14 protein-coding genes are annotated in these 19,581 nt (G+C 39.3%); 4 read left to right on the forward strand and 10 right to left on the reverse strand.

Features of this window, described 5'->3' with window-relative positions; all coding sequences use genetic code 11:
- Positions 1-199 precede the first annotated feature (199 nt).
- Entirely contained in the window at positions 200-2,398 is a 2,199-nt protein-coding gene (locus B9T38_RS11615) for an OsmC domain/YcaO domain-containing protein (protein WP_086196951.1), read from the reverse strand.
- Between the two features lie 582 nt (positions 2,399-2,980).
- On the opposite strand from B9T38_RS11615, the gene B9T38_RS11620 reads away from it, so the two are divergent.
- Positions 2,981-3,421, forward strand: coding sequence for a DUF2147 domain-containing protein (locus tag B9T38_RS11620; RefSeq protein WP_086197077.1), 441 nt, complete (start codon positions 2,981-2,983; stop codon positions 3,419-3,421).
- A 158-nt stretch (positions 3,422-3,579) separates the two neighbouring features.
- Here B9T38_RS11620 and B9T38_RS11625 read toward each other — a convergent pair whose 3' ends face one another.
- Positions 3,580-3,918, reverse strand: coding sequence for a hypothetical protein (locus tag B9T38_RS11625; RefSeq protein WP_086196952.1), 339 nt, complete (start codon positions 3,916-3,918; stop codon positions 3,580-3,582).
- A 1,069-nt stretch (positions 3,919-4,987) separates the two neighbouring features.
- Between B9T38_RS11625 and otsB the strand changes: the two genes are divergently transcribed.
- Together otsB and B9T38_RS11640 are read left to right on the forward strand one after the other, a co-directional pair.
- On the forward strand, positions 4,988-5,836 hold the full coding sequence (gene otsB, locus B9T38_RS11635) for a trehalose-phosphatase (protein WP_086196954.1): 849 nt from the start codon (positions 4,988-4,990) through the stop codon (positions 5,834-5,836).
- On the forward strand, positions 5,824-7,257 hold the full coding sequence (locus B9T38_RS11640; protein ID WP_086196955.1) for an alpha,alpha-trehalose-phosphate synthase (UDP-forming): 1,434 nt from the start codon (positions 5,824-5,826) through the stop codon (positions 7,255-7,257). The genes otsB and B9T38_RS11640 overlap by 13 nt, the downstream gene beginning before the upstream one ends.
- Positions 7,258-7,354: 97 nt before the next feature.
- On the opposite strand, the gene B9T38_RS11645 is transcribed toward B9T38_RS11640, so the two are convergent.
- The 6 genes from B9T38_RS11645 to B9T38_RS11670 all read right to left on the reverse strand — a co-directional run bounded on the left by B9T38_RS11645 (position 7,355) and on the right by B9T38_RS11670 (position 15,965).
- Positions 7,355-8,545, reverse strand: a complete 1,191-nt coding sequence (locus tag B9T38_RS11645) for an MFS transporter (protein ID WP_086196956.1) — start codon at positions 8,543-8,545, stop codon at positions 7,355-7,357.
- Between the two features lie 723 nt (positions 8,546-9,268).
- Positions 9,269-9,769: a pyridoxamine 5'-phosphate oxidase family protein gene (locus tag B9T38_RS11650; protein ID WP_086196957.1), complete on the reverse strand. Its 501-nt coding sequence runs from the start codon at positions 9,767-9,769 to the stop codon at positions 9,269-9,271.
- Between the two features lie 953 nt (positions 9,770-10,722).
- Positions 10,723-11,064, reverse strand: coding sequence for a hypothetical protein (locus B9T38_RS11655; protein ID WP_086196958.1), 342 nt, complete (start codon positions 11,062-11,064; stop codon positions 10,723-10,725).
- A gap of 225 nt (positions 11,065-11,289) precedes the next feature.
- A complete protein-coding gene (gene scpC / locus B9T38_RS11660; RefSeq protein WP_171263234.1) occupies positions 11,290-12,789 on the reverse strand; it encodes a succinyl-CoA:acetate CoA-transferase ScpC in 1,500 nt (499 codons plus the stop codon).
- Between the two features lie 119 nt (positions 12,790-12,908).
- Positions 12,909-14,078, reverse strand: coding sequence for a thiolase family protein (locus tag B9T38_RS11665; RefSeq protein WP_086197079.1), 1,170 nt, complete (start codon positions 14,076-14,078; stop codon positions 12,909-12,911).
- A gap of 105 nt (positions 14,079-14,183) precedes the next feature.
- Positions 14,184-15,965 carry an acyl-CoA dehydrogenase C-terminal domain-containing protein gene (locus B9T38_RS11670; protein ID WP_086196959.1) on the reverse strand — a complete coding sequence of 594 codons (1,782 nt, stop codon included), beginning with the start codon at positions 15,963-15,965 and terminating at the stop codon, positions 14,184-14,186.
- A gap of 686 nt (positions 15,966-16,651) precedes the next feature.
- Here B9T38_RS11670 and B9T38_RS11675 point away from each other — a divergent pair.
- A complete protein-coding gene (locus B9T38_RS11675; RefSeq protein WP_086196960.1) occupies positions 16,652-17,251 on the forward strand; it encodes a TetR/AcrR family transcriptional regulator in 600 nt (199 codons plus the stop codon).
- A 22-nt stretch (positions 17,252-17,273) separates the two neighbouring features.
- Here the strand turns inward: B9T38_RS11675 and B9T38_RS11680 are convergent, their stop codons facing one another.
- The gene (locus B9T38_RS11680) at positions 17,274-18,209 is read right to left on the reverse strand and encodes a LysR family transcriptional regulator (RefSeq protein ID WP_086196961.1); all 936 of its coding nucleotides are present in this window, start codon (positions 18,207-18,209) and stop codon (positions 17,274-17,276) included.
- A 350-nt stretch (positions 18,210-18,559) separates the two neighbouring features.
- Complete coding sequence (gene cysK / locus B9T38_RS11685) at positions 18,560-19,558, reverse strand: cysteine synthase A (RefSeq protein WP_086196962.1); 999 nt, start codon at positions 19,556-19,558, stop codon at positions 18,560-18,562.
- Positions 19,559-19,581 lie beyond the last annotated feature (23 nt).

Genomic DNA, 19,581 nt, shown 5'->3' on the forward strand with positions numbered 1-19,581 from the left:
AGGATAAATATTTTGTTAGAGACCTGGAATACTACCAATGATCATCTACCCCTCTCTACCTCATAAAAGTTAATTTAAAAAAAATCAGGAAATGATTAAAGCGGTTTTCAAAATAAAAAACGGCTTATTCATTATGAACAAACCGTTTTCTTGCTTATATTCGCATCAGAGGAAAACCTGAGTCCTCCTCAATAAGAGTTTACTTTGACAAAGTTTTGCCCCGTGCTGCATGCAGTTTTTTATAGCTATCGATCAGACGTAAATGACGGTCCAAACCTTCAAGCTTCATGCTGGTTTCAGTTAAACCATAGAAGCGGATACTGCCGTCCATCGAGCCGATCACCGCTTCCATACGCTCATCACCAAACATACGGCGGAAATTTGCTTCGTAATCATTCAGGTCCATGTCATCGTCAAGTTCGACTTCAAGCACTACATTCATGCACTGATAGAACAAGCCACGCTCGACTGTGTTGGTATTGTATTGCAGGAAAGTTTCCACCAATTCTTTGGCTTCTTCAAACTCTTGCAATGCAATATAAATCAATAGTTTTAATTCCAGAATGGTGAGCTGGCCCCAAACCGTATTGTCGTCAAACTCGATCCCAATCAAGGTACTAATTTCAGTGTAATCATCTACTTCAACATCTTCTAGACGTTCAACCAGAGCGACCAGCTGGTCTTCATCCAAACGGTGCAAGTTCAGGATATCTTCACGGAACAATAATGCCTTGTTGGTATTATCCCAAATTAAATCTTCAACCAGATAAATTTCCGAATAACCCGGTACTAAAATACGGCAAGCGGTTGCACCTAAATGCTCGTACACAGCCATGTATACTTCTTTGCCCATATCTTCAAGAATGCCGAACAACATTGCCGCTTCTTCAGCATTGGAGTTTTGACCTTGGTTAGTAAAGTCCCACTCTACAAACGCGTAGTCAGACTGGGCACTAAAGAAACGCCATGACACTACACCGCTGGAATCAATAAAGTGCTCGACAAAGTTATTCGGCTCGGTTACCGCGTTACTGCTGAATGTCGGTTTGGGCAAATCATTCAGGCCTTCAAAACTGCGACCTTGTAGCAGTTCAGTCAAACTCCGTTCCAGCGCCACTTCAAAGTTCGGATGTGCACCAAAAGAGGCAAATACACCACCAGTACGCGGGTTCATCAAGGTCACGCACATCACCGGATACTGGCCGCCTAAAGACGCATCTTTAACCAGTACCGGGAAGCCTTGCTCTTCCAGACCTTTGATCCCTTCAACAATTTTTGGATATTTTGCCAGTACATGTTCAGGCACATCCGGAAGTGCAAGCTCACCTTCTAAAATTTCGCGTTTAACAGCACGTTCAAAAATTTCAGATAAACACTGGACCTGGGCTTCGGCCAAGGTATTCCCCGCACTCATACCATTGGAAAGATACAGGTTTTCAATCAGGTTGGATGGGAAATAAACCGTTTCACCATCAGAATGACGCACAAATGGCAATGAACAGATGCCGCGCGCAGTATTGCCCGAGTTGGTATCATACAAATGTGTGCCGAGCAGTTCATCTTCAGGGTTATAAACTTCTAAAGTGTATTCATCCAGAATTTCTTTTGGCAATTCCCCATTTGGACCTGGCTGGAACCATTTTTCATCCGGATAATGCACAAATTCAGCATTGGCAATATCTTGCCCCCAGAACTGGTCGTTATAAAAGAAGTTGCAGTTCAAGCGTTCAATGAATTCACCCAAGGCCGAAGCCAAAGCACTTTCTTTGGTCGAACCTTTACCGTTGGTAAAGCACATCGGCGATTGTGCATCACGAATATGTAAAGACCACACATTCGGTACAATGTTGCGCCATGATGCGATTTCAATCTTCATCCCCAACTTCGCCATAATGCCGGACATATTGGCGATGGTCTGTTCTAGCGGCAGGTCTTTACCCGGAATATAGGTACTGCTTTCCGAAGTCAAGCTCGGCATCAGCAAAGCTTGAGCATCGGCATCAATACTTTCCACTTCTTCAATTACGAATTCCGGACCGGTTTGAATCACTTTCTTTACCGTACAGCGATCAATGGAGCGCAAAATACCCTGGCGGTCTTTTTCGGAAATATCAGCCGGTAATTCAACCTGAATTTTAAAAATCTGCTTGTAACGGTTTTCCGGGTCGACAATATTGTTTTGCGACAAACGGATGTTATCGGTTGGAATGTCACGCGCTGTACAGTACACCTTTACAAAATAAGCGGCACATAATGCTGATGATGCGAGAAAATAGTCGAAGGGACCTGGCGCTGAACCGTCACCTTTATAGCGGATGGGTTGATCGGCGATTACCGTGAAATCATCGAACTTGGCTTCTTGTCGAAGGTTGTCAAGATAATTGACCTTAATTTCCATGCGGGCACCTAAATATTCTTATGTGTCAGTGCAACACATAAAAATCAGAAAATAAAATATAAGCCGAATTACAGATAAGAAACTGACTTAAAAAATAGTGTGACTAGCGTCATTCGTATAACAAAGCAAACGACTGACCCTAGAAATGATGGACGGTATTATAGAGGGATTTTGCCTGATTGATAACTTTTGTCTGCTGTTCTCGCCTATTGATGAGAAATGCTTAAAACAGGATAACTTAGATCTGGCACTATCAAGACAATATTTCCAGACACTTTACTAAATATGTAGGTCTTACTCAGGTATAAGTCACGACTAGACATCATGTGGAGCTTCATCATGAATTGTGAAATAAAGTAAATTTCAATCAAATTATGTAGAAAAATAAAATAAAAATTACATCCAATTAAAGGGTTCCACACATAAGCTCATAAAAATTTCCACAATAGATACTAAATCTTTCAATAAGATTTTAGCTACAAACTGCAAACCTGCATTTTGTGCCTGTTGAAGTCTGAACTCGAACTACGACTTCAAGCATTTCTACAAAAAAGGTTTACTCAAATCAGTTGAGGTCAAATGATGATAAAAACAACGCTAAGTATAATCGGACTGTCGCTAGTTTCCACACTGGCTCTGGCTGCCGACCCCTTACATGGAAGCAAATGGAAAACGATTGATGATGTGACCAAGAAACCCTTATCTGTGGTTCAATTTACTGAAACATCGAAGGGTGTGCTTTCAGCAAAGATTGTAGATGTATTGGAAGGCACTGAAGGAGAAAAATGTACCAAGTGTAAGGGTAAATTTTATAATAAACCGCTTCAAGGCGTACAGATCGTATCTGGACTGAAAAAAGCGGGGAACAATAGCTATGATGGCGGAAAAATTACCGATCCTAAAAATGGTAAAACTTATAGCTTTAATGCCAAACTCTCTGAAGATGGCAAAACTTTCAATGGTCGAGGCTATATTGGTATATCTGCCCTTGGTCGGAGCCAGACTTGGGTACGTATCCATTAACAACATCAGATTGAATCAATTAAAAGTGACTTTAATCAGTCGCTTTTAATTACAAATCACACATTCCTTCTGAAATAGCTCTACTAGGAGCTGTACTCTGATCTTTTCCTAAGTAAGATTGTTAATCTGTCATTTCAACAAAATTAAACCGGCAATCATTATTCATTCGTTATTTTTAGTTTATACCCCATGTTCTCAGCGCTAATGACTGACTCTTGTCTAATTTTGAAAATCGCGATTTTACCGTCGTCTGCCCCACATAAAGCAATATGTGACATTTGATCTGTACCTATTTCAGCAGCAAAAACTTTAATATTTGCCTGTTCTAATTCATGTTTAAGTTGCTGAAGCTGATCATCGGCATTGACTCCCGAACACTGTTTGGTTCCTAATGATTTTGTAATCATGATAAAGTGCGTTTGATTTGTGCTATAGGTTTGACATCCCCCTAACCACAATAGTGCCATTACTACAAAGCATATATGTTTCTTGATCATGTTGATTCCATCCATCATATTTCTAAAAGGTACAGAGCATAAAATAGCTTTTATCTCATCGTTAATTTATCTGTCTGATTACCCATTCCAAGAATACTTTTTTATCAAGAAAATTAGGAGAATGGGTAGAATCTATGACCTTTTGCTTACCGTTAAATGTCCCCAAAAAGCTATAAGAATTTTTAACTTCAAAAAAAAACCGCCATTCATTTCATGGATTTCATAAAAAAATTCTTTTAACTTCTCGAACTGGGTGTTCTTATGAAAATAAGGACGCATAAGTAAAAAATTATAAATTTGTTCCAGACTACATAATTCATTTTTCATATTCATGTTTATCCGCTTATATAAATATGTTTAGATTGATTTAACCAAATTACAAATTAAATTATATAAATCCTATAGCAATATTTTTCTAAAGTAATCATGGTTAAAGTTTATATAAATTAACAAATCATTTTTTGCTCACAATGATAATCAAGAACAATAAGTCTTATACTTCCTCCTTAAAAAATTATAATAATTTTCAATTCAAATTTATAATCAAGAAGATGACGTTATTAATCTTTTTAAATATTATTTCAAGATCATGTCTACTAAACACTCCAAGTGAATATCCACTTGAATTATAAATTCAATATGTTTTCATAGAAAAAATATTGCATTGTGACAAATATACGTCAATGTACATTCGTGTAATCAAAGTTATATAAAATGTAACCATGTTATGCAAAAATATTTAATTAGCAAGTTTAATACCTTATTTTTTAACTATATATTCATTAAATATCAATAATTACAATTTATTTTTTGGCTGATTTTGCAAGTATTTTTAATCGGATTTTAAATGTAAAAAAATACTTAGAATGAGACTTTATCTACATTCTAACACCTTAAAATCTATATTTTTTAATCTCACTCAGGCACATATTTCAAATTAGACAAAAATAAAATAAGCATAAACTATGTAAAATTTATTTATTTTATGTAGCTTTAATAATATTTTTATCCCTCAATTATTTTTTTAATGATATTTATGAATGAATCAAATAATTAATAGACAGTAAATATGTGTGGCTCAAGTTCTTATTATCACCCCGATCAATATTACGCTCATAACTTGTTACAGTTTATAATTCCTTATTTATCCCTGGATAAAAAGTATTGTTTATTTCTGGATATTGATGGAACAATCTCAGAATTTCATCCTGATCCCTCTCAAAGTTTTATTTCATTGACCACCTTAAATACTTTACAGCAGTTAAGTCATTTGAATGTTTCGATCATCTTTCTTACCGGTCGTTCAGTCAAGGTTGCCTCAAAACTCCTGTTTCCTTTAAAAATGCCCATAGCAGGTACGCATGGCCTAGAAATAAAAATCGATGACGACACTCAATTCAATATTGCTACAAATACAATTCATTTTTCTTCATTACAAGACGATATTCGAAAACGCTGTCAGCCCTATCCTCAATTGTTGATTGAAAACAAAACCTATTCTGTTGCCATACATTATCGTCAACATCCTGAACTTGCTGATATTGCAAAACAAATTGCTAAAGAAGTTCTAGAAACCTACCCAGAACTGAAAATAAATGAAGGGAAATATGTATTTGAATTGCTTCCTCAACAGGCAGATAAGGGACAAGCGATTCAAACGATATTGGAGTATTTAAATCTTAATGATGTATTCGCTATTTTCATTGGGGATGACAAAACCGACGAGTCTGGCTTCAAAGTTATCAATCAGTTAGAAGGTATCAGTATAAAAGTTGGACCAGAACCTACCCAGGCGCATTACCGACTAAAAAATGTTGAAGATGTTTCTGACTTTCTTGATTTATTTTCACAATTCTTAGAAGCACATTGTTTGAGACTGTCTCAAGTATCAGAGGGAGAAAAAACATGTCTAGATTAATCGTATTATCGAACCGTGTCAGTTTACCCAATCCCGATAAATCTACTGCTGGGGGATTAGCTGTGGCATTGCAAGATGCACTTGCTGATATTGGTGGAATCTGGCTGGGTTGGAATGGTGAAAAAATTGCTAATCATCAAGAGCCGCACTTCAATCAAACCGAATATAAAGGTGTGGAATACGTTACATGTCCTTTAACCGAAGAACAGTACCAAAATTATTACTGTGGTTTTGCCAATAATACTTTATGGCCGGCAATGCATGATCGCGCCGATTTAATTGAATACCAAGCTCAACAATACACGACCTATAAACAGGTTAATCAGCTATTCGCCAGACAGCTCAAACAAATGGCCGAGCCAGACGATTTGATCTGGGTACATGATTACCATTTTTTAAGTGTGGCGCGTTATTGTCGGGAAATGGGCATGAAAAATAGAATTGGATTTTTCCTGCATATTCCCTTTGCTGGCCTAAAGATCTGGAATTTAATTCCTACTGCACTTTCATTGATTCAAGACCTTTGCCAGTATGATGTTGTGGGTTTACAAACTGAACATGACCAGCAGCAATGTATGCAACTGTGCAGTCATTATCTGGCTACTCAGCCTATCAATACTCACATGTTGAGCTTTAATCATCATCAGGTCACTGTGCAATGTTATCCGATTGGGGTTAACCCCGAACTGATACAAAAAGTCGCCGAGCAAAAAGATGAAAATACTTCCACTATATTTGAATTTGAGAGTCTTAGTGATCAGCAAACCATTATTAGCGTCGATCGCATTGATTATTCCAAAGGGTTAATCGAACGGTTTAATGCCCTGGAAGCATTTTTACAGAGCAATCCTGAATACCATAAGCATCTTATCGACATACAAATTGCCTGTCCCTGCCGTATGGAAATTGCCGCGTATAAAGATTTATTCGAACATTTACAGTCCAAGGTGGATTGGATTAATCAGGAGTTTTCCCAAGATGACTGGTTACCGATCAACTGTATCCATGCCACCATTTCACATGATGTATTAATGAAAATTTATCGGCAAGCCAATATTTGCTGGGTAAATTCTTTGCGCGACGGAATGAATCTGGTGGCCAAAGAGTTTATCGCAGCCCAAGACCCGGAAAATCCGGGAGTACTGATTCTTTCAAAATATACCGGTGCAGCAACACAGATGTCTGAAGCATTAATGGTCGATCCTGAAAATTGCAGCAGCATGATTCATGCATTAAAAAAAGCCTTAACCATGGCAAAATCGGAACGTTTGGAACGTTATCAGCAATTAATGAATGGCTTAAAAAGTTTTGATATCAATGACTGGCGTAATGCATTTTTAGCCGACCTGAAAGGCGTTGAAAAAGTGAATATCCTTCCCTCATTCACTAAAAAAGCCTGTCAGAAAATTGCGAATTATTAAGTATTTAAAAAAAAAATTTTATATTTTTTAGTCATAAAAAACGAGCATATCAACTTTTGGATATGCTCGTTCTATTTTAATAAATTAAATCAAGATATTAAGAAGTTTTGACTTGAGTAAAACGGTTTAAAAAAGCAATGGTTAAAAGCAAAGTCGCAATAAACCCAAAGACGACAGACAAGCCCATCATTTCACTGCTAATCCCAACCAAAGCAGGTCCCAATAAAGAGCCTGTATACGCCATGGTAGAAACACATGACAATGCGGCTGCTTTAGACATGACACTTTGACGGCCCACACGTGAAAACATCACCGGAACAATATTGGAACAGCCTAAACCAAGCAAGGCATAGCCCAACAAAACCACGATCCAGTGCGGAGCAACCACCACCGTAAACAGTCCAAGCGCTGCACAAACTGCACTGTAAATGATGATATTTTTTTCACCCAGAGCCTCAATTAAATAATGACCTGCAAAACGCCCCGAAGTCATGGCAATTGCAAAGCAGGTATACGCCAGACCAGCTAAAGCAGGTTTTACGCCGTATTCATTGATCAGATAAATTCCGCTCCAATCCATTGCCGAACCTTCTGAAAGAAAAGCAATAAAACACACCAGACCCATTAAAATGATTAACGGACTGGGGAATTTTTTGGTCTTGCTTTTAACTTCAGTAGTATCAGTTTTTGGTTCCTTTTCAATGACCGCTAAACTGTTAGGCACAGCAATTAGGCTCAAAACCACCAATAAAAGACAAATTGCCAAAGTACTCATCAAGGGGCTCACACCCACTGCAAGTAAGGCAGTAACCGTCATGACTCCGGCCAGACCACCTAAACTGCACATGCCATGAAACTGCGACATCATACTTTTGGCACTGTTTTTTTCCACAATCACAGCTTGTAAATTAATTGCCACACCCAGGCTACCCGCAGCTGTACCAAACAGGAACAAAGCAATGGCCATGATCAAAATACTACTGGTTAAGGCAAAGGTGGGTAAAACCATGAGCAACAATAAAACGGCTACGGAAATAATGGCACGACACCCCACTTTCTGGATCAGTAAACCTGTTGCGGGCATTGCCAGCATGGAACCTGCACCAATACATAGCAATAAAGTACCAAAATCGGCATGATTCAGGTGAAGTCGCTGCTGTGCATAAGGAATCAGCGGAGCCCATGCTGCAGTACTGAGACCTAAACTAAAGAAGCTTAGTAATGTAGATAAACGCTGTGCAGAGTGCTGAGTTGCATGATCCAGATGTGCTGTTTTAGTTAAAAACATATGTGTGCCACCACAAGAAATAGGTTTTTTGGCCGTCCCTTTCAGGATAATTTCCAGAGAAAAACCCCGGCAAAATTATAGATATTTCCTATAACTAAACCAGGGTTTTAATTTGGCGAAATTATACACAAAAAAAGAGTAAATCAAGCCGATTTTTTAGGAATTTTAAAGAATATTTTGTAACTACTGTAAATATCTAATCTCTTTAGGTAAAAGAACAATAAACTATCTAAAACTTTAATTATTTTAAAATAAATAAATAAAAAACAATATTTTATGTTTTTCAGGATTTCTACTAAATAATCATATTATTGAAATAATTATAAAAATTTTCTCAAGCCTATCTGATCTTTTTTATCGGAGATTTTTATGGCAATTATTTAGAGAAAAAGCCAAATTCAAAGTGGTTATTCATTAATGTTTTTATAAGATATACGACTTACTAAAGAAATCTCCTAAAGATTCAATATCTTAATTTCATAGCAAACATCTACTTCAGTACACCGGGCTATCTTTAGCTCTTTTTTTCAGCAATCCTGTCGAGTCATTTTCATGAGGAAGTGGTCCTCTTTCAACTTTCCTTTGAAAAGTAAAATGATCATTCAACTATCTCGATGACCCGATAAAAAAGCCCTATAGTTTTACGCTACAGAGCCGATTTTTAAACTTCAAGATTTTATTTATTTTTAGAATAGTGATCTTCAATTAGACAACCTTAACCTTCTACAGATTCATTTTTTTATGCTCTGCATGGGGCTCATCCGTTTTACCGGTAAGACTTCCTTTCATCACCTTAAACAGTTGGGTCATTTTATTGTCGGTGATATTCCAATACTCGGCACTGATGGCCTCCGCAACCAGAACCCGTACACTCGGATCATCTCTTCCTTCGAACCAGTTTTCAGCCGATGAATTCCACAGTTCATCAATCAGGGCGGAGTTTGTACTGATATGTGCATGTGCACTAATTGACACATAAATGCTATCTGAAGGTTTAGCGAAGGACAGTCCAATCTGATTACGTCCAGATTCAATCGCATTCACCAGATCATTGGTATTTTTCAAAATAAAGTAAAGGTTCTGGCTCTCATTCATACGTTCAGAATTAAGCATAGTCATGGGTTGTGCATGGATTTCCTGGGATTCAGTACTATGACTGATCATTGAAAATCGTATTTCTTTAATCAGTTCCCATAATTTTTCACGATCTTGATTATCTATCATCATTATTCTCCTGCAATAGACCTAATAAATTCTCTAATTTTGTGCTTAACTTCTGTTCAAGATTAATTATATTTTCCAATTTTAATATCCTATCTCACTGATTTTATACATTTGCATAATAAAATCTGTTAGCAATGATCATAAGAATTAACGAAGACCAATTCTGTTACATTCAGCAGGGAATATTTTCAGATTTTTGAGATAAATAAGAATAAAAAATAATATACAGTCAAAAAAAGCCCCCTTGTAACTAACTCGGGGGCCGTTTGAAACTTGCTTTAAACTAAGTTTGGTTTAGTTATTGAGGTCTTTTATTTTATAGTGTATGTACAGTTTTTTTATACATACTGAATTAACCGATACTTGCTGTTGAGTGATCAAATGAATGGCTCTCCTCTATAAATATGGTAATTTATACACAGCAGGAACCATGCCAAAAAATAAAATGAATGATTTCTGAAAAATAAAAAAGCCCCCTATAAAAACATGAGACATTTTAGTGGAATCAACCCGTTTTTGAACTCAATGTTCATATCTTGGTATTAGGCTGTTGCACCAAGTTGTTCCCTTAGCTTCTGGTCTTACAAATTTTTGACCTGATCTGGTTCATTAAAGGTCACACGGTAATTTTGACGACGGTTTGGCCAAAAATCTGTAATTGTAAAATGTTGGGTTAAACGGTTACCCCCAAGGCAATGCCATTTTTCTCCCAGTGATGGCTATAAGTATATTACAGCACCTGCCCTGTTTTTCACCGTTTCCCCTTTCTCAATAACATAGGCATCATTGTTATTGCCATCGTTGATCAGTATTCAGCGTATGAAATAGATGAAATTCGAGCGAACGTAGAATATTTCATTAAAGATTTTGAAGCCTTATTAATTTTTTTCAGCTAAAAAATGCCATAAATCATTCATATTCATGACATCTTCTGTAGACGTAGGTGTATATGATTATTTTGCTTTCTTATAGACCGAGCCTGAACCCACCAGATTGCCGGTTTTCTCGTCAATCGCAAAATCAACCATAGCCGCACCAGCATTCACCTCAAGAAAACCATTCTTGCCCACTGAGGCAGGTACAGGATTTTTCTTTTCAGTTTTACCCGTCGCTTTATCTTTTATCGTATTGGTAATGAAATAATTGTCACCATTCTTGGAAATGACCAGGATATTTTCCAGTTTTGGATTTTCCAGGGTGTTTTTCCAGTTCCCCTGATAATCCGGTGCTTCAGTGCTACAAGCAGTTAACAACAGTGCTAATGAGATTCCTGAAAAATATTGAAGATATTTCAAAACTTAAGACCTTGAATGTTACGATGCGGTCATTATAGAAAGAACCCTCTGCGCGTTAAGCGAGATCTTGTAGGCAAAACGTTTCAGCCGTAATGAATCTGTCTTGCCTTCGTCATTTTTTGAAAATTCTCTCCACATTTCATTCATAAAAACTTAATTTAGAATTAGATTAGAAATTAAAAAACCCATCAGAAGATGGGTTTTGTTTTATATATTTAGCTATCTTTATGCAGTTTTATGCATGTTTCCAGTCTCTTCAAATGTTGCATGCCAGGACAAGGCTTCCTCAAGAAGATGCGGGGTTTGTCCACCACGTGCACAGGCGCGTTCAAAATAATCATTCAGTTCATCGCGATAATCAGGATGCGCACATAAATCGATAATCTTGCGGGCACGCTCACGCGGAGCCAGACCGCGTAAATCTGCCAGACCGTTTTCTGTCACCAAAATATCAACGTCATGATCAGTATGGTCAGTATGGCTGACCATTGGAACTACAGATGAAATAGCCCCACCTTTGGCGACCGATTTGGTCACAAAAATTGCTATATGGGCATGCCGGGTAAAATCACCTGAACCGCCAATACCATTCATCATTTTGGTACCGGTGACATGGGTAGAATTGACGTTTCCGTAAATATCAAACTCTAGTGCGGTATTGATGGCAATAATCCCCAAACGGCGGATGATTTCAGGATTATTGGAAATTTCCTGCGGACGCAGCACAATTTTGTCTTTGTATTGTTCAAAATTCTGCATCACATGTTGTGCACAAGAATCTGACAAGGTCATTGAACAGCCTGAAGCAAAGGTCATTTTACCTGAATCAATCAACTCAAAGGTACAGTCCTGTAACACTTCCGAATACATTTCCAAGTCATGAAAATTGGAATGTTCAAAACCTGAAAAAACCGCATTGGCAATCGAACCGACTCCAGACTGTAATGGGCCCAGATTTTCCGGTAAACGTCCAGCTGCCACTTCGCCTTCAAAGAACTGAATCAGATGTTTGGCAATAGCCAAAGTATCCTCATCCGGTTCATCCATGTTAAAAGAGGTATCAGGAATGTCATTCAGCACAATCGCTGAAATTTTTTCCGGACTGACCTGAATTCCTACGGTACCAATCCGGTCACCCACATGAATCAACGGAATCGGTGCGCGGTTCGGACGGGCTTTCGGTACATAAATATCATGTACGCCTTCCAGCACCGGATTAATGGTGTTATCAATTTCGACAATCACATGATCCGCCATTTCCACAAAGTTGGCCGAGTTACCGCATGAACCGGTTGGAATAATCTGCCCATCTTCAGTAATCGCCGTTGCTGCAATCACCGCGACATTAATCGACGGCAAGTTGTGATGACGGATGTTATCGGCCATTTCAGACAAATGCTGATCGATATACATCACCTCACCAGCATTGATGGATTTACGCAGACCGGGATCAGCCTGATAAGGATAACGGCGCTCAATTGCATGAGCTTCATTTAAACGGCCATCAATTTTATTGCCCAGGCTGGCACCTGTCGCCAGGGTAATTTTCAAGGGATGCTCTTTGGCATGTTCAGCCAGCGCCAACGGTACTGCTTTTGCCTCACCTGCACCACCAAAACCACTTAAACCGACTACAGCACCGTCTTGAATCAATTTAATCGCTTGTTCAGCAGACATAACTTTGTCGCGAAGGGAGACTAAGCGAATGCGATCTAAACCATTCATAATAAAAATCTCAAAAATAAACATATTGTTTTTCACCATCCCGGCGTGCTGGAATGGTGGTTGTTATTGCTTATTAAATTCTAATTCGTTACTTATCGCTCTACGCTGATAGAGACTTTTTAGATCAGCTCGACTGCAACAGCAGTTGCTTCACCACCACCAATACATAAACTGGCAATGCCTTTTTTACCACCGGTACGTTTTAGGGCATGTACTAAAGTCACGATAATACGTGAACCTGATGAACCGAGTGGATGACCCAATGCACAAGCACCACCATTGATATTCACTTTTGCTTCATCCAGATTGAACGCATCTATCGCAGCCATCGCCACCATGGCAAATGCTTCATTGATTTCCCAAAGATCAACCTCCTGAGCATTCCAGCCGGCTTTTTTCAATACTTTTTCAATCGCACCGACTGGTGCAATACTGAATTCTGTAGGATGTTGTGAGTTGGAGCCATAAGCGACAATTTTTGCCAGTGGTTTTAAGCCCCGTTGCGCCGCAATTTCCTCTGAAGTCAGCACTAAAGCCGATGCACCATCTGAAATCGAACTGGAATTGGCGGCAGTAATGGTGCCATCTTTTTTAAATGCAGGACGTAAAGTTGGAATTTTATCGGCCTTGGCATTCAGCGGTTGTTCGTCTTGCTCAACAACTACATCACCTTTACGTGAAGACACGGTTACAGGCACGATTTCTTCTTTAAAATAACCATTGTTGATGGCAGTGACCGCTTTATTCAACGAGCTGATTGCAAAGGCATCTTGCTGTTCGCGGGTATAACCTTTTTTATCTGCCATTTCTTGTGCAAGAATACCCATAGAAAGACCGGTTTCAGCATCTTCCAGACCTTCCTGAAACATATGATCGGTGATTTTGCCATGTCCCATACGATAACCGGAACGCGCCTTGTCCAGTAGATATGGTGCATTACTCATCGATTCCATACCGCCTGCAACTACAATTTCAGCAGAACCGGCTTTAATGGCATCAGCAGCCTGCATCACCGCTTTCATGCCTGAACCACAAATTTTATTAATAGTAGTTGCACCCGTACTGTCAGGTAAACCTGCCTGACGCATGGCTTGGCGTGCCGGACCCTGTTTTAAACCGGCCGGAAGTACACAGCCAAAAATTACTTCATTAATATCTGTGGGTTGCAAGCCCGAACGCGCTATAGCTTCTTTAATAGCTGCTGCACCTAAATCTGGTGCTGTACATGGAGACAGTGCTCCTTGGAAGCCACCCATTGCTGTACGAACACCATTTACAATAACAATCATTTTTTCCATCCTAATTTATCAATCTTGTTGTGTGACATGAGCTATACCTTCAGCTCATGTCATTTCCATCTTTATTAAACCCTGTATTAAAGCATCGTGCCAAACTTAAGATTGGGCAGTAAAGTATTCCTCTGGTAACTGCATCACTACATCGGGACCGGCTTGAATACGTTGTACACGTGCAGCCAGGTCAGGTAAAACTTTGGCTACATAATACTGCGCTAACACCAGTTTGTTCTGGAAGAACGCTTCCGCTTTTGGTTGAGCGGCCTGGCTAATACGCGCATACATATAGACAAAACTGAGTAATCCCACTACATGCAAGTAATCCACTGCTACAGCATTAGATAACTCTGGCGCCGTTTTTGCCTGATCCACAATGAAAGCGGTAATGTCTTCAACCTGTGTACACACATTTAATGTAGCGGCTTTAATTGGCAAGGCATCATCTAAAGCTTGTGCAAACTCACGAATTTCCACAATGTATTCAGCAAGGTATGCACCACCGCATTTGATGGTCTTACGGCCAATCAGGTCAATCGCCTGAACGCCGTTGGTGCCTTCGTAAATTTGGGAAATACGCAAGTCACGAATACATTGTTCCATGCCCCATTCACGAATATAACCGTGACCACCAAACACCATTTGTGCTTCCAGGCTTGAATCAAGTGCCTTGTCGGTTAGATAAGCTTTTGCAATTGGGGTAAGCAATGCAACACGGTCATTCGCTTTACGTACTGCTTCTGCATCGGTGGAGTATTTGGTAATGTCGAGCTGTTGTCCCACATAAACCGCAAAAGCACGTGATGCTTCATTGTTGGCACGAGCATTCAGCAACATACGACGCACATCGCCATGCACTAAAATAGAATCGGCTGGTTTTTCAGGCGCTTTTGCACCGGTTGCCGAACGGCCCTGCAAACGGTCTGTGGCATATTGTGCAGCATTCTGGTAGGCAAACTCAGCCGCGCCAATCCCTTGGATCCCCATAGATAAGCGTTCGTAGTTCATCATCACGAACATGGCCGCCAGACCTTCATTTTCCTTACCCACGATATAACCTTTGGCACCATCAAAGTTCATCACGCAAGTCGCAGATCCCTTAATCCCCATCTTATGTTCGATAGAACCGGCAGATACGGCATTACGTTCACCCACCGATCCATCTGCATTGACATGGAATTTCGGCACGATGAATAAGGAAATACCACGTGAGCCAGCTGGTGCATTGGGTGTTTTTGCCAGAACTAGGTGAATGATGTTTTCAGACAGGTCGTGTTCACCACTGGTAATAAAGATTTTTGTACCGGTAATATTGAAAGAGCCATCTTCATTCGGTTCTGCTTTGGTTTTGATCAGCCCGAGATCTGTACCAGAATGCGGTTCTGTCAGACACATGGTACCTGACCATTCACCAGTGTAGAATTTTGGTAGATAAGTCTCTTTTTGTTCTTGGGAAGCACGGTCATTAATCGCCATACCTGCACCCACAGTCAGTAATGGGTAGAGCATAAATGAGGGGTTCGTACTCCAGATCATTTCATCAGCCAGTACCGTCAGCATTTTAGGCATGCCCTGACCGCCCCATTCTTCAGGTGCCCCCAGACCTACCCAGCCACCTTCGGCAAACTGTTTAAATGCTTCTTTAAAACCTTTAGGTGTAGTCACCACGCCATTATTAAACTGTGCGCCGCCTTCTTCATCACTGCTGCGGTTTAGATCAAGGATGACGTTTTTAGAAAACTTGGCCATTTCCTCTAAAATCGCATTCGCCGTTGCCATATCTAAATGAGCGAGGTTTTCATTACCCTGCCAGAATTCATCTGCCTTAAATACATCATTTAAAATAAATTCCATGTCTTTAAGGGGTGCGTTATAAATAGGCATATTGCTTTCCTTATGTGAAGACTTCGCATTAAAAATAGTGAAGTGCTTTTTAAAGTTGTAAGAACCTATACTGAAATAACGGATTTATTCTCACATACATCTCTCTAAGTAAAATTTGACCATTCGCGCAGTTTGCAACATCCATGAAGAAAAAAATGAATGTAGCGAGAATCAGGTTTAAAAACTTTACTCATCAGCTCGAGTGCTCAGAATCATTTCATCATTACTATTATGAGCAACGAATAAAACATGGTTTCTGTAAATCACTTTAAACTGAACCACTCACCATCAAGCCTAAGCTTAAATATGTGAATGAAATACGGTTAAATCAGCATATCTGCTCTTTGCGTTTTATGGGTTAATCCCTTTTTTCAACGCAAAAAGACAATAAAATAATTATGCGGTAATTGGAATTTTATTGATGATTATTGACCTCTCAGGTTCTCACTGATTGACTTTTATTTTGTGCTATGCAATTGCAAATCTAAGCTGATTTAATGTGCTTCGTTAACCATCAGTTTATATTGCCTCTCTTGCATTAAAACAAAAAAGTGCTTTTTATTTTCTTATGCTAAAAACAAAGCAGTGCTTTGTTTTTAGCTCATATCAGACATTAGTTGGGTTGTCATAGGCTTGATATCGGTATATTTTAAATTGGCTTTTTTTATGTCTTTCTGGGACTTGCGATGAATACGGTACGCCAACAAAATTTTCAATTACGCAAAGAGAAAATTTTAGCCATGGCAGAAACACTGTTGCTGGATAATAATCAGGACATTACCCTGGCAGAACTTGCGTGTGAGCTGGATATTGCCAAAGGGACCATTTATAAACATTTTAAAAGCAAGAATCAGCTCTATTTAGAACTGATCATCTTGAATGAAAAAAGATTATTGGAAATTTCAAAAAAATATAAAAATAATATTAAAACCTATGTTTCACAGTACATGCTCTACAACATGTTAAATTCCAACCGGACCATTTTATTGCATGTGATTGAAGAACGCTTAACCAATAATGAACGCAAGCTGAAAGAATTATTTGAACAGCTTTATCGGGTACGTGAAGAGCGGATTATTGAAATTAAGGACATGACCGACGAATATCTAAAATCCTTCAATAGTGCCATGTCGATTCGCGACTATTTGTCTTATATCTGGACGGTCACCTATGGTGCTTCCTTGTTGCTCAATTCAACCCATTACCAGAAAGCCATTGGTTCACGTGAACGCCTGATTAAACTGTATATTAACCAGGCCTTAATGACCCCGGATAAAATTTCTTGATGTCCGGGTTTCAATAAATCAATTATTGATGAATGATTTTATGCATAGGGTCATCCAGGTCATTCATTTTCGAGAACAATTCATAACACATCTGCCGCAGCCATTGATGGCTGGTCTTGTGATGGCAGGACATATGCCAATATTGCTTGACTGCATAGGTGGGGAAAGTAATCGGTGCATCAAAGATCTGTAAATTGCCGCGCGACAATAACACTTCACTTAAATAATAAGGTACGGTCGCAATTGCATCGGTTTCCTGTACCACTAGCCCAACGCCCAGATAACTGGGCAAGCGCATCAAGATATTACGTTTCAGTTCTAAATTTAACAATTCATTTTCAATATGATAATGCCCCATTCCGGCATCAATATCGATATGGGGTTCATTGATATATTGTTCAGTGCTTAGACTGTTTTCGCTCAGCCGCGGATGGTTTTTGGATGCAATCACCACATAATATTGCTCAAACAGTTTTTGCTGATAAAAACCATTTTCCAGATGGGGTAAAAAACCAATCGCCAGATCAATTTCTCCATTGGCCATTTGATAACTGGTTTCAGAAGTAATGGCGCGAACATTTAAACGAATATTTGAAGCATGCTGTTTTAAATATTGGGAAATTTTAGGCAATAACACCAAATGCGACACATCGGTCATGGCAATAGTAAATTTCTGCTGTGAAGTAGTCTGGTCAAAATCAACGGTGAAATTATTGATGATTTCAACTTTACTTAAGGCTTCACTGACCAGTGGAAACAGCTGTTTCGACAGTTCAGTCGGCACCATTTCATTGCCGATTCTTAAGAAAAGCGGGTCATTATAATGCTGACGAATTTTATTCAGGATATTACTGACTGTGGGCTGACTCATGGCCAGATATTCAGCCGCGACAGAAACACTTTTATATTTATAAATATAAAGAAAAACGCTGAGTAATTTACAGTCGAGCTCAAACACCGATTCAAATCCCTAAATCTTTAATTTGTAGAGGCAATACATCATCTGCCTTTTGAGTGCTATTTCCAATGTCCATTTATACCGAAATAGCATGCCATACGAATAAGCTTTGGCTGAAGCTTATAAAATAAATTCTATCAATAAAAATCAAAATAACATAACAGACCGCTTTCATCATGGTTGACACCCTCTTTTTATTTTTCTCCGTAAGCAGAATTGAAATGTATTTCAAGTCTGTGTAAGAAAAATCAAAGGGATGGATGAAAGAGGTCTAAAGAAGCAAATCACTCAAACGGTTTGACTTAAACCTGACTGCCTCAAATTTAAGTCAAACCTTAACGTGTGAGCAATTAATCTGCTGAAATATCTTCAAACAATACTGAAGATAAATAGCGCTCACCGGCATCCGGTAAAATTACCACAATGTTTTTACCGGCATTTTCAGGACGTGCTGCCAATTGAGCTGCGGCTGCCATGGCTGCACCACTTGAAATACCCACCAGAATACCGTCATGGGTTGCTGTTTTGCGTGCCCATTCAATAGCTGTATCACTTTCAATAGCAATGACTTCATCCACTAAATCCAGATCCAGGTTTTTCGGAATAAAGTTGGCGCCAATGCCCTGAATTTTATGCGGTCCTGGAGTCAATGGCTCGCCACGTTTCGCCTGACCAATAATCGGTGATTCCGCAGGTTCAACAGCAACCGAATAAAGCGGTTGATTTTTTACCTGTTCAAAATAACGTGAAATACCGGAAATGGTGCCACCCGTACCGACGCCAGACACCAGGATATCGACTTTACCGCCAGTAGCTTCCCAAATTTCAGGACCTGTAGTTTGTTCATGGATTTTAGGATTGGCCGGATTTTCAAACTGTTGCGGTAAAAAATACACATCCGGTTGTTCAGTGGCTAACCGTACTGCTTCATCTACAGCGCCTTTCATGCCTTTGGCCGGCTCAGTCAGTACCAGATTTGCACCAAAAGCCTTCAGCACCTTACGGCGCTCAACACTCATGCTTGCAGGCATGGTTAAGGTAATGTCATAACCTTTGGCAGCTGCAACAAATGCCAGTGCAATACCGGTATTGCCACTGGTTGGCTCGACAATATGCATGCCCGGTTTAAGCAAACCTTTTTCTTCAGCATCTGCAATTAAAGCGGCGCCTACCCGGCATTTCACCGAGAATGCCGGATTACGGCTTTCAACTTTTGCCAATACGGTTGCATCGGATGAAATGGCACGATTAATACGAATTAAAGGCGTATTGCCAATCGCTTCAGCATTATCACTATAAACTGCTATGGCTAAATTGTTCGGTGCTGGAAAAGCAGAATCAGTACTCATTTTAACTCCTTGAGCTGTCTTTT

The organism is Acinetobacter sp. ANC 4218 (assembly GCF_002135245.1).
In the GTDB taxonomy this organism is placed as follows: domain Bacteria; phylum Pseudomonadota; class Gammaproteobacteria; order Pseudomonadales; family Moraxellaceae; genus Acinetobacter.

What these genes read in the sequence shown, in the direction of transcription:
- B9T38_RS11615 (WP_086196951.1), bottom strand. Translation starts at nt 2,398, where the DNA reads ATGGAAATTAAGGTCAATTATCTTGACAACCTTCGACAAGAAGCCAAG.
- B9T38_RS11620 (WP_086197077.1), top strand. Translation starts at nt 2,981, where the DNA reads ATGATAAAAACAACGCTAAGTATAATCGGACTGTCGCTAGTTTCCACA.
- B9T38_RS11625 (WP_086196952.1), bottom strand. Translation starts at nt 3,918, where the DNA reads ATGATCAAGAAACATATATGCTTTGTAGTAATGGCACTATTGTGGTTA.
- otsB (WP_086196954.1), top strand. Translation starts at nt 4,988, where the DNA reads ATGTGTGGCTCAAGTTCTTATTATCACCCCGATCAATATTACGCTCAT.
- B9T38_RS11640 (WP_086196955.1), top strand. Translation starts at nt 5,824, where the DNA reads ATGTCTAGATTAATCGTATTATCGAACCGTGTCAGTTTACCCAATCCC.
- B9T38_RS11645 (WP_086196956.1), bottom strand. Translation starts at nt 8,545, where the DNA reads ATGTTTTTAACTAAAACAGCACATCTGGATCATGCAACTCAGCACTCT.
- B9T38_RS11650 (WP_086196957.1), bottom strand. Translation starts at nt 9,769, where the DNA reads ATGATAGATAATCAAGATCGTGAAAAATTATGGGAACTGATTAAAGAA.
- scpC (WP_171263234.1), bottom strand. Translation starts at nt 12,789, where the DNA reads ATGAATGGTTTAGATCGCATTCGCTTAGTCTCCCTTCGCGACAAAGTT.
- B9T38_RS11665 (WP_086197079.1), bottom strand. Translation starts at nt 14,078, where the DNA reads ATGATTGTTATTGTAAATGGTGTTCGTACAGCAATGGGTGGCTTCCAA.
- B9T38_RS11670 (WP_086196959.1), bottom strand. Translation starts at nt 15,965, where the DNA reads ATGCCTATTTATAACGCACCCCTTAAAGACATGGAATTTATTTTAAAT.
- B9T38_RS11675 (WP_086196960.1), top strand. Translation starts at nt 16,652, where the DNA reads ATGAATACGGTACGCCAACAAAATTTTCAATTACGCAAAGAGAAAATT.
- cysK (WP_086196962.1), bottom strand. Translation starts at nt 19,558, where the DNA reads ATGAGTACTGATTCTGCTTTTCCAGCACCGAACAATTTAGCCATAGCA.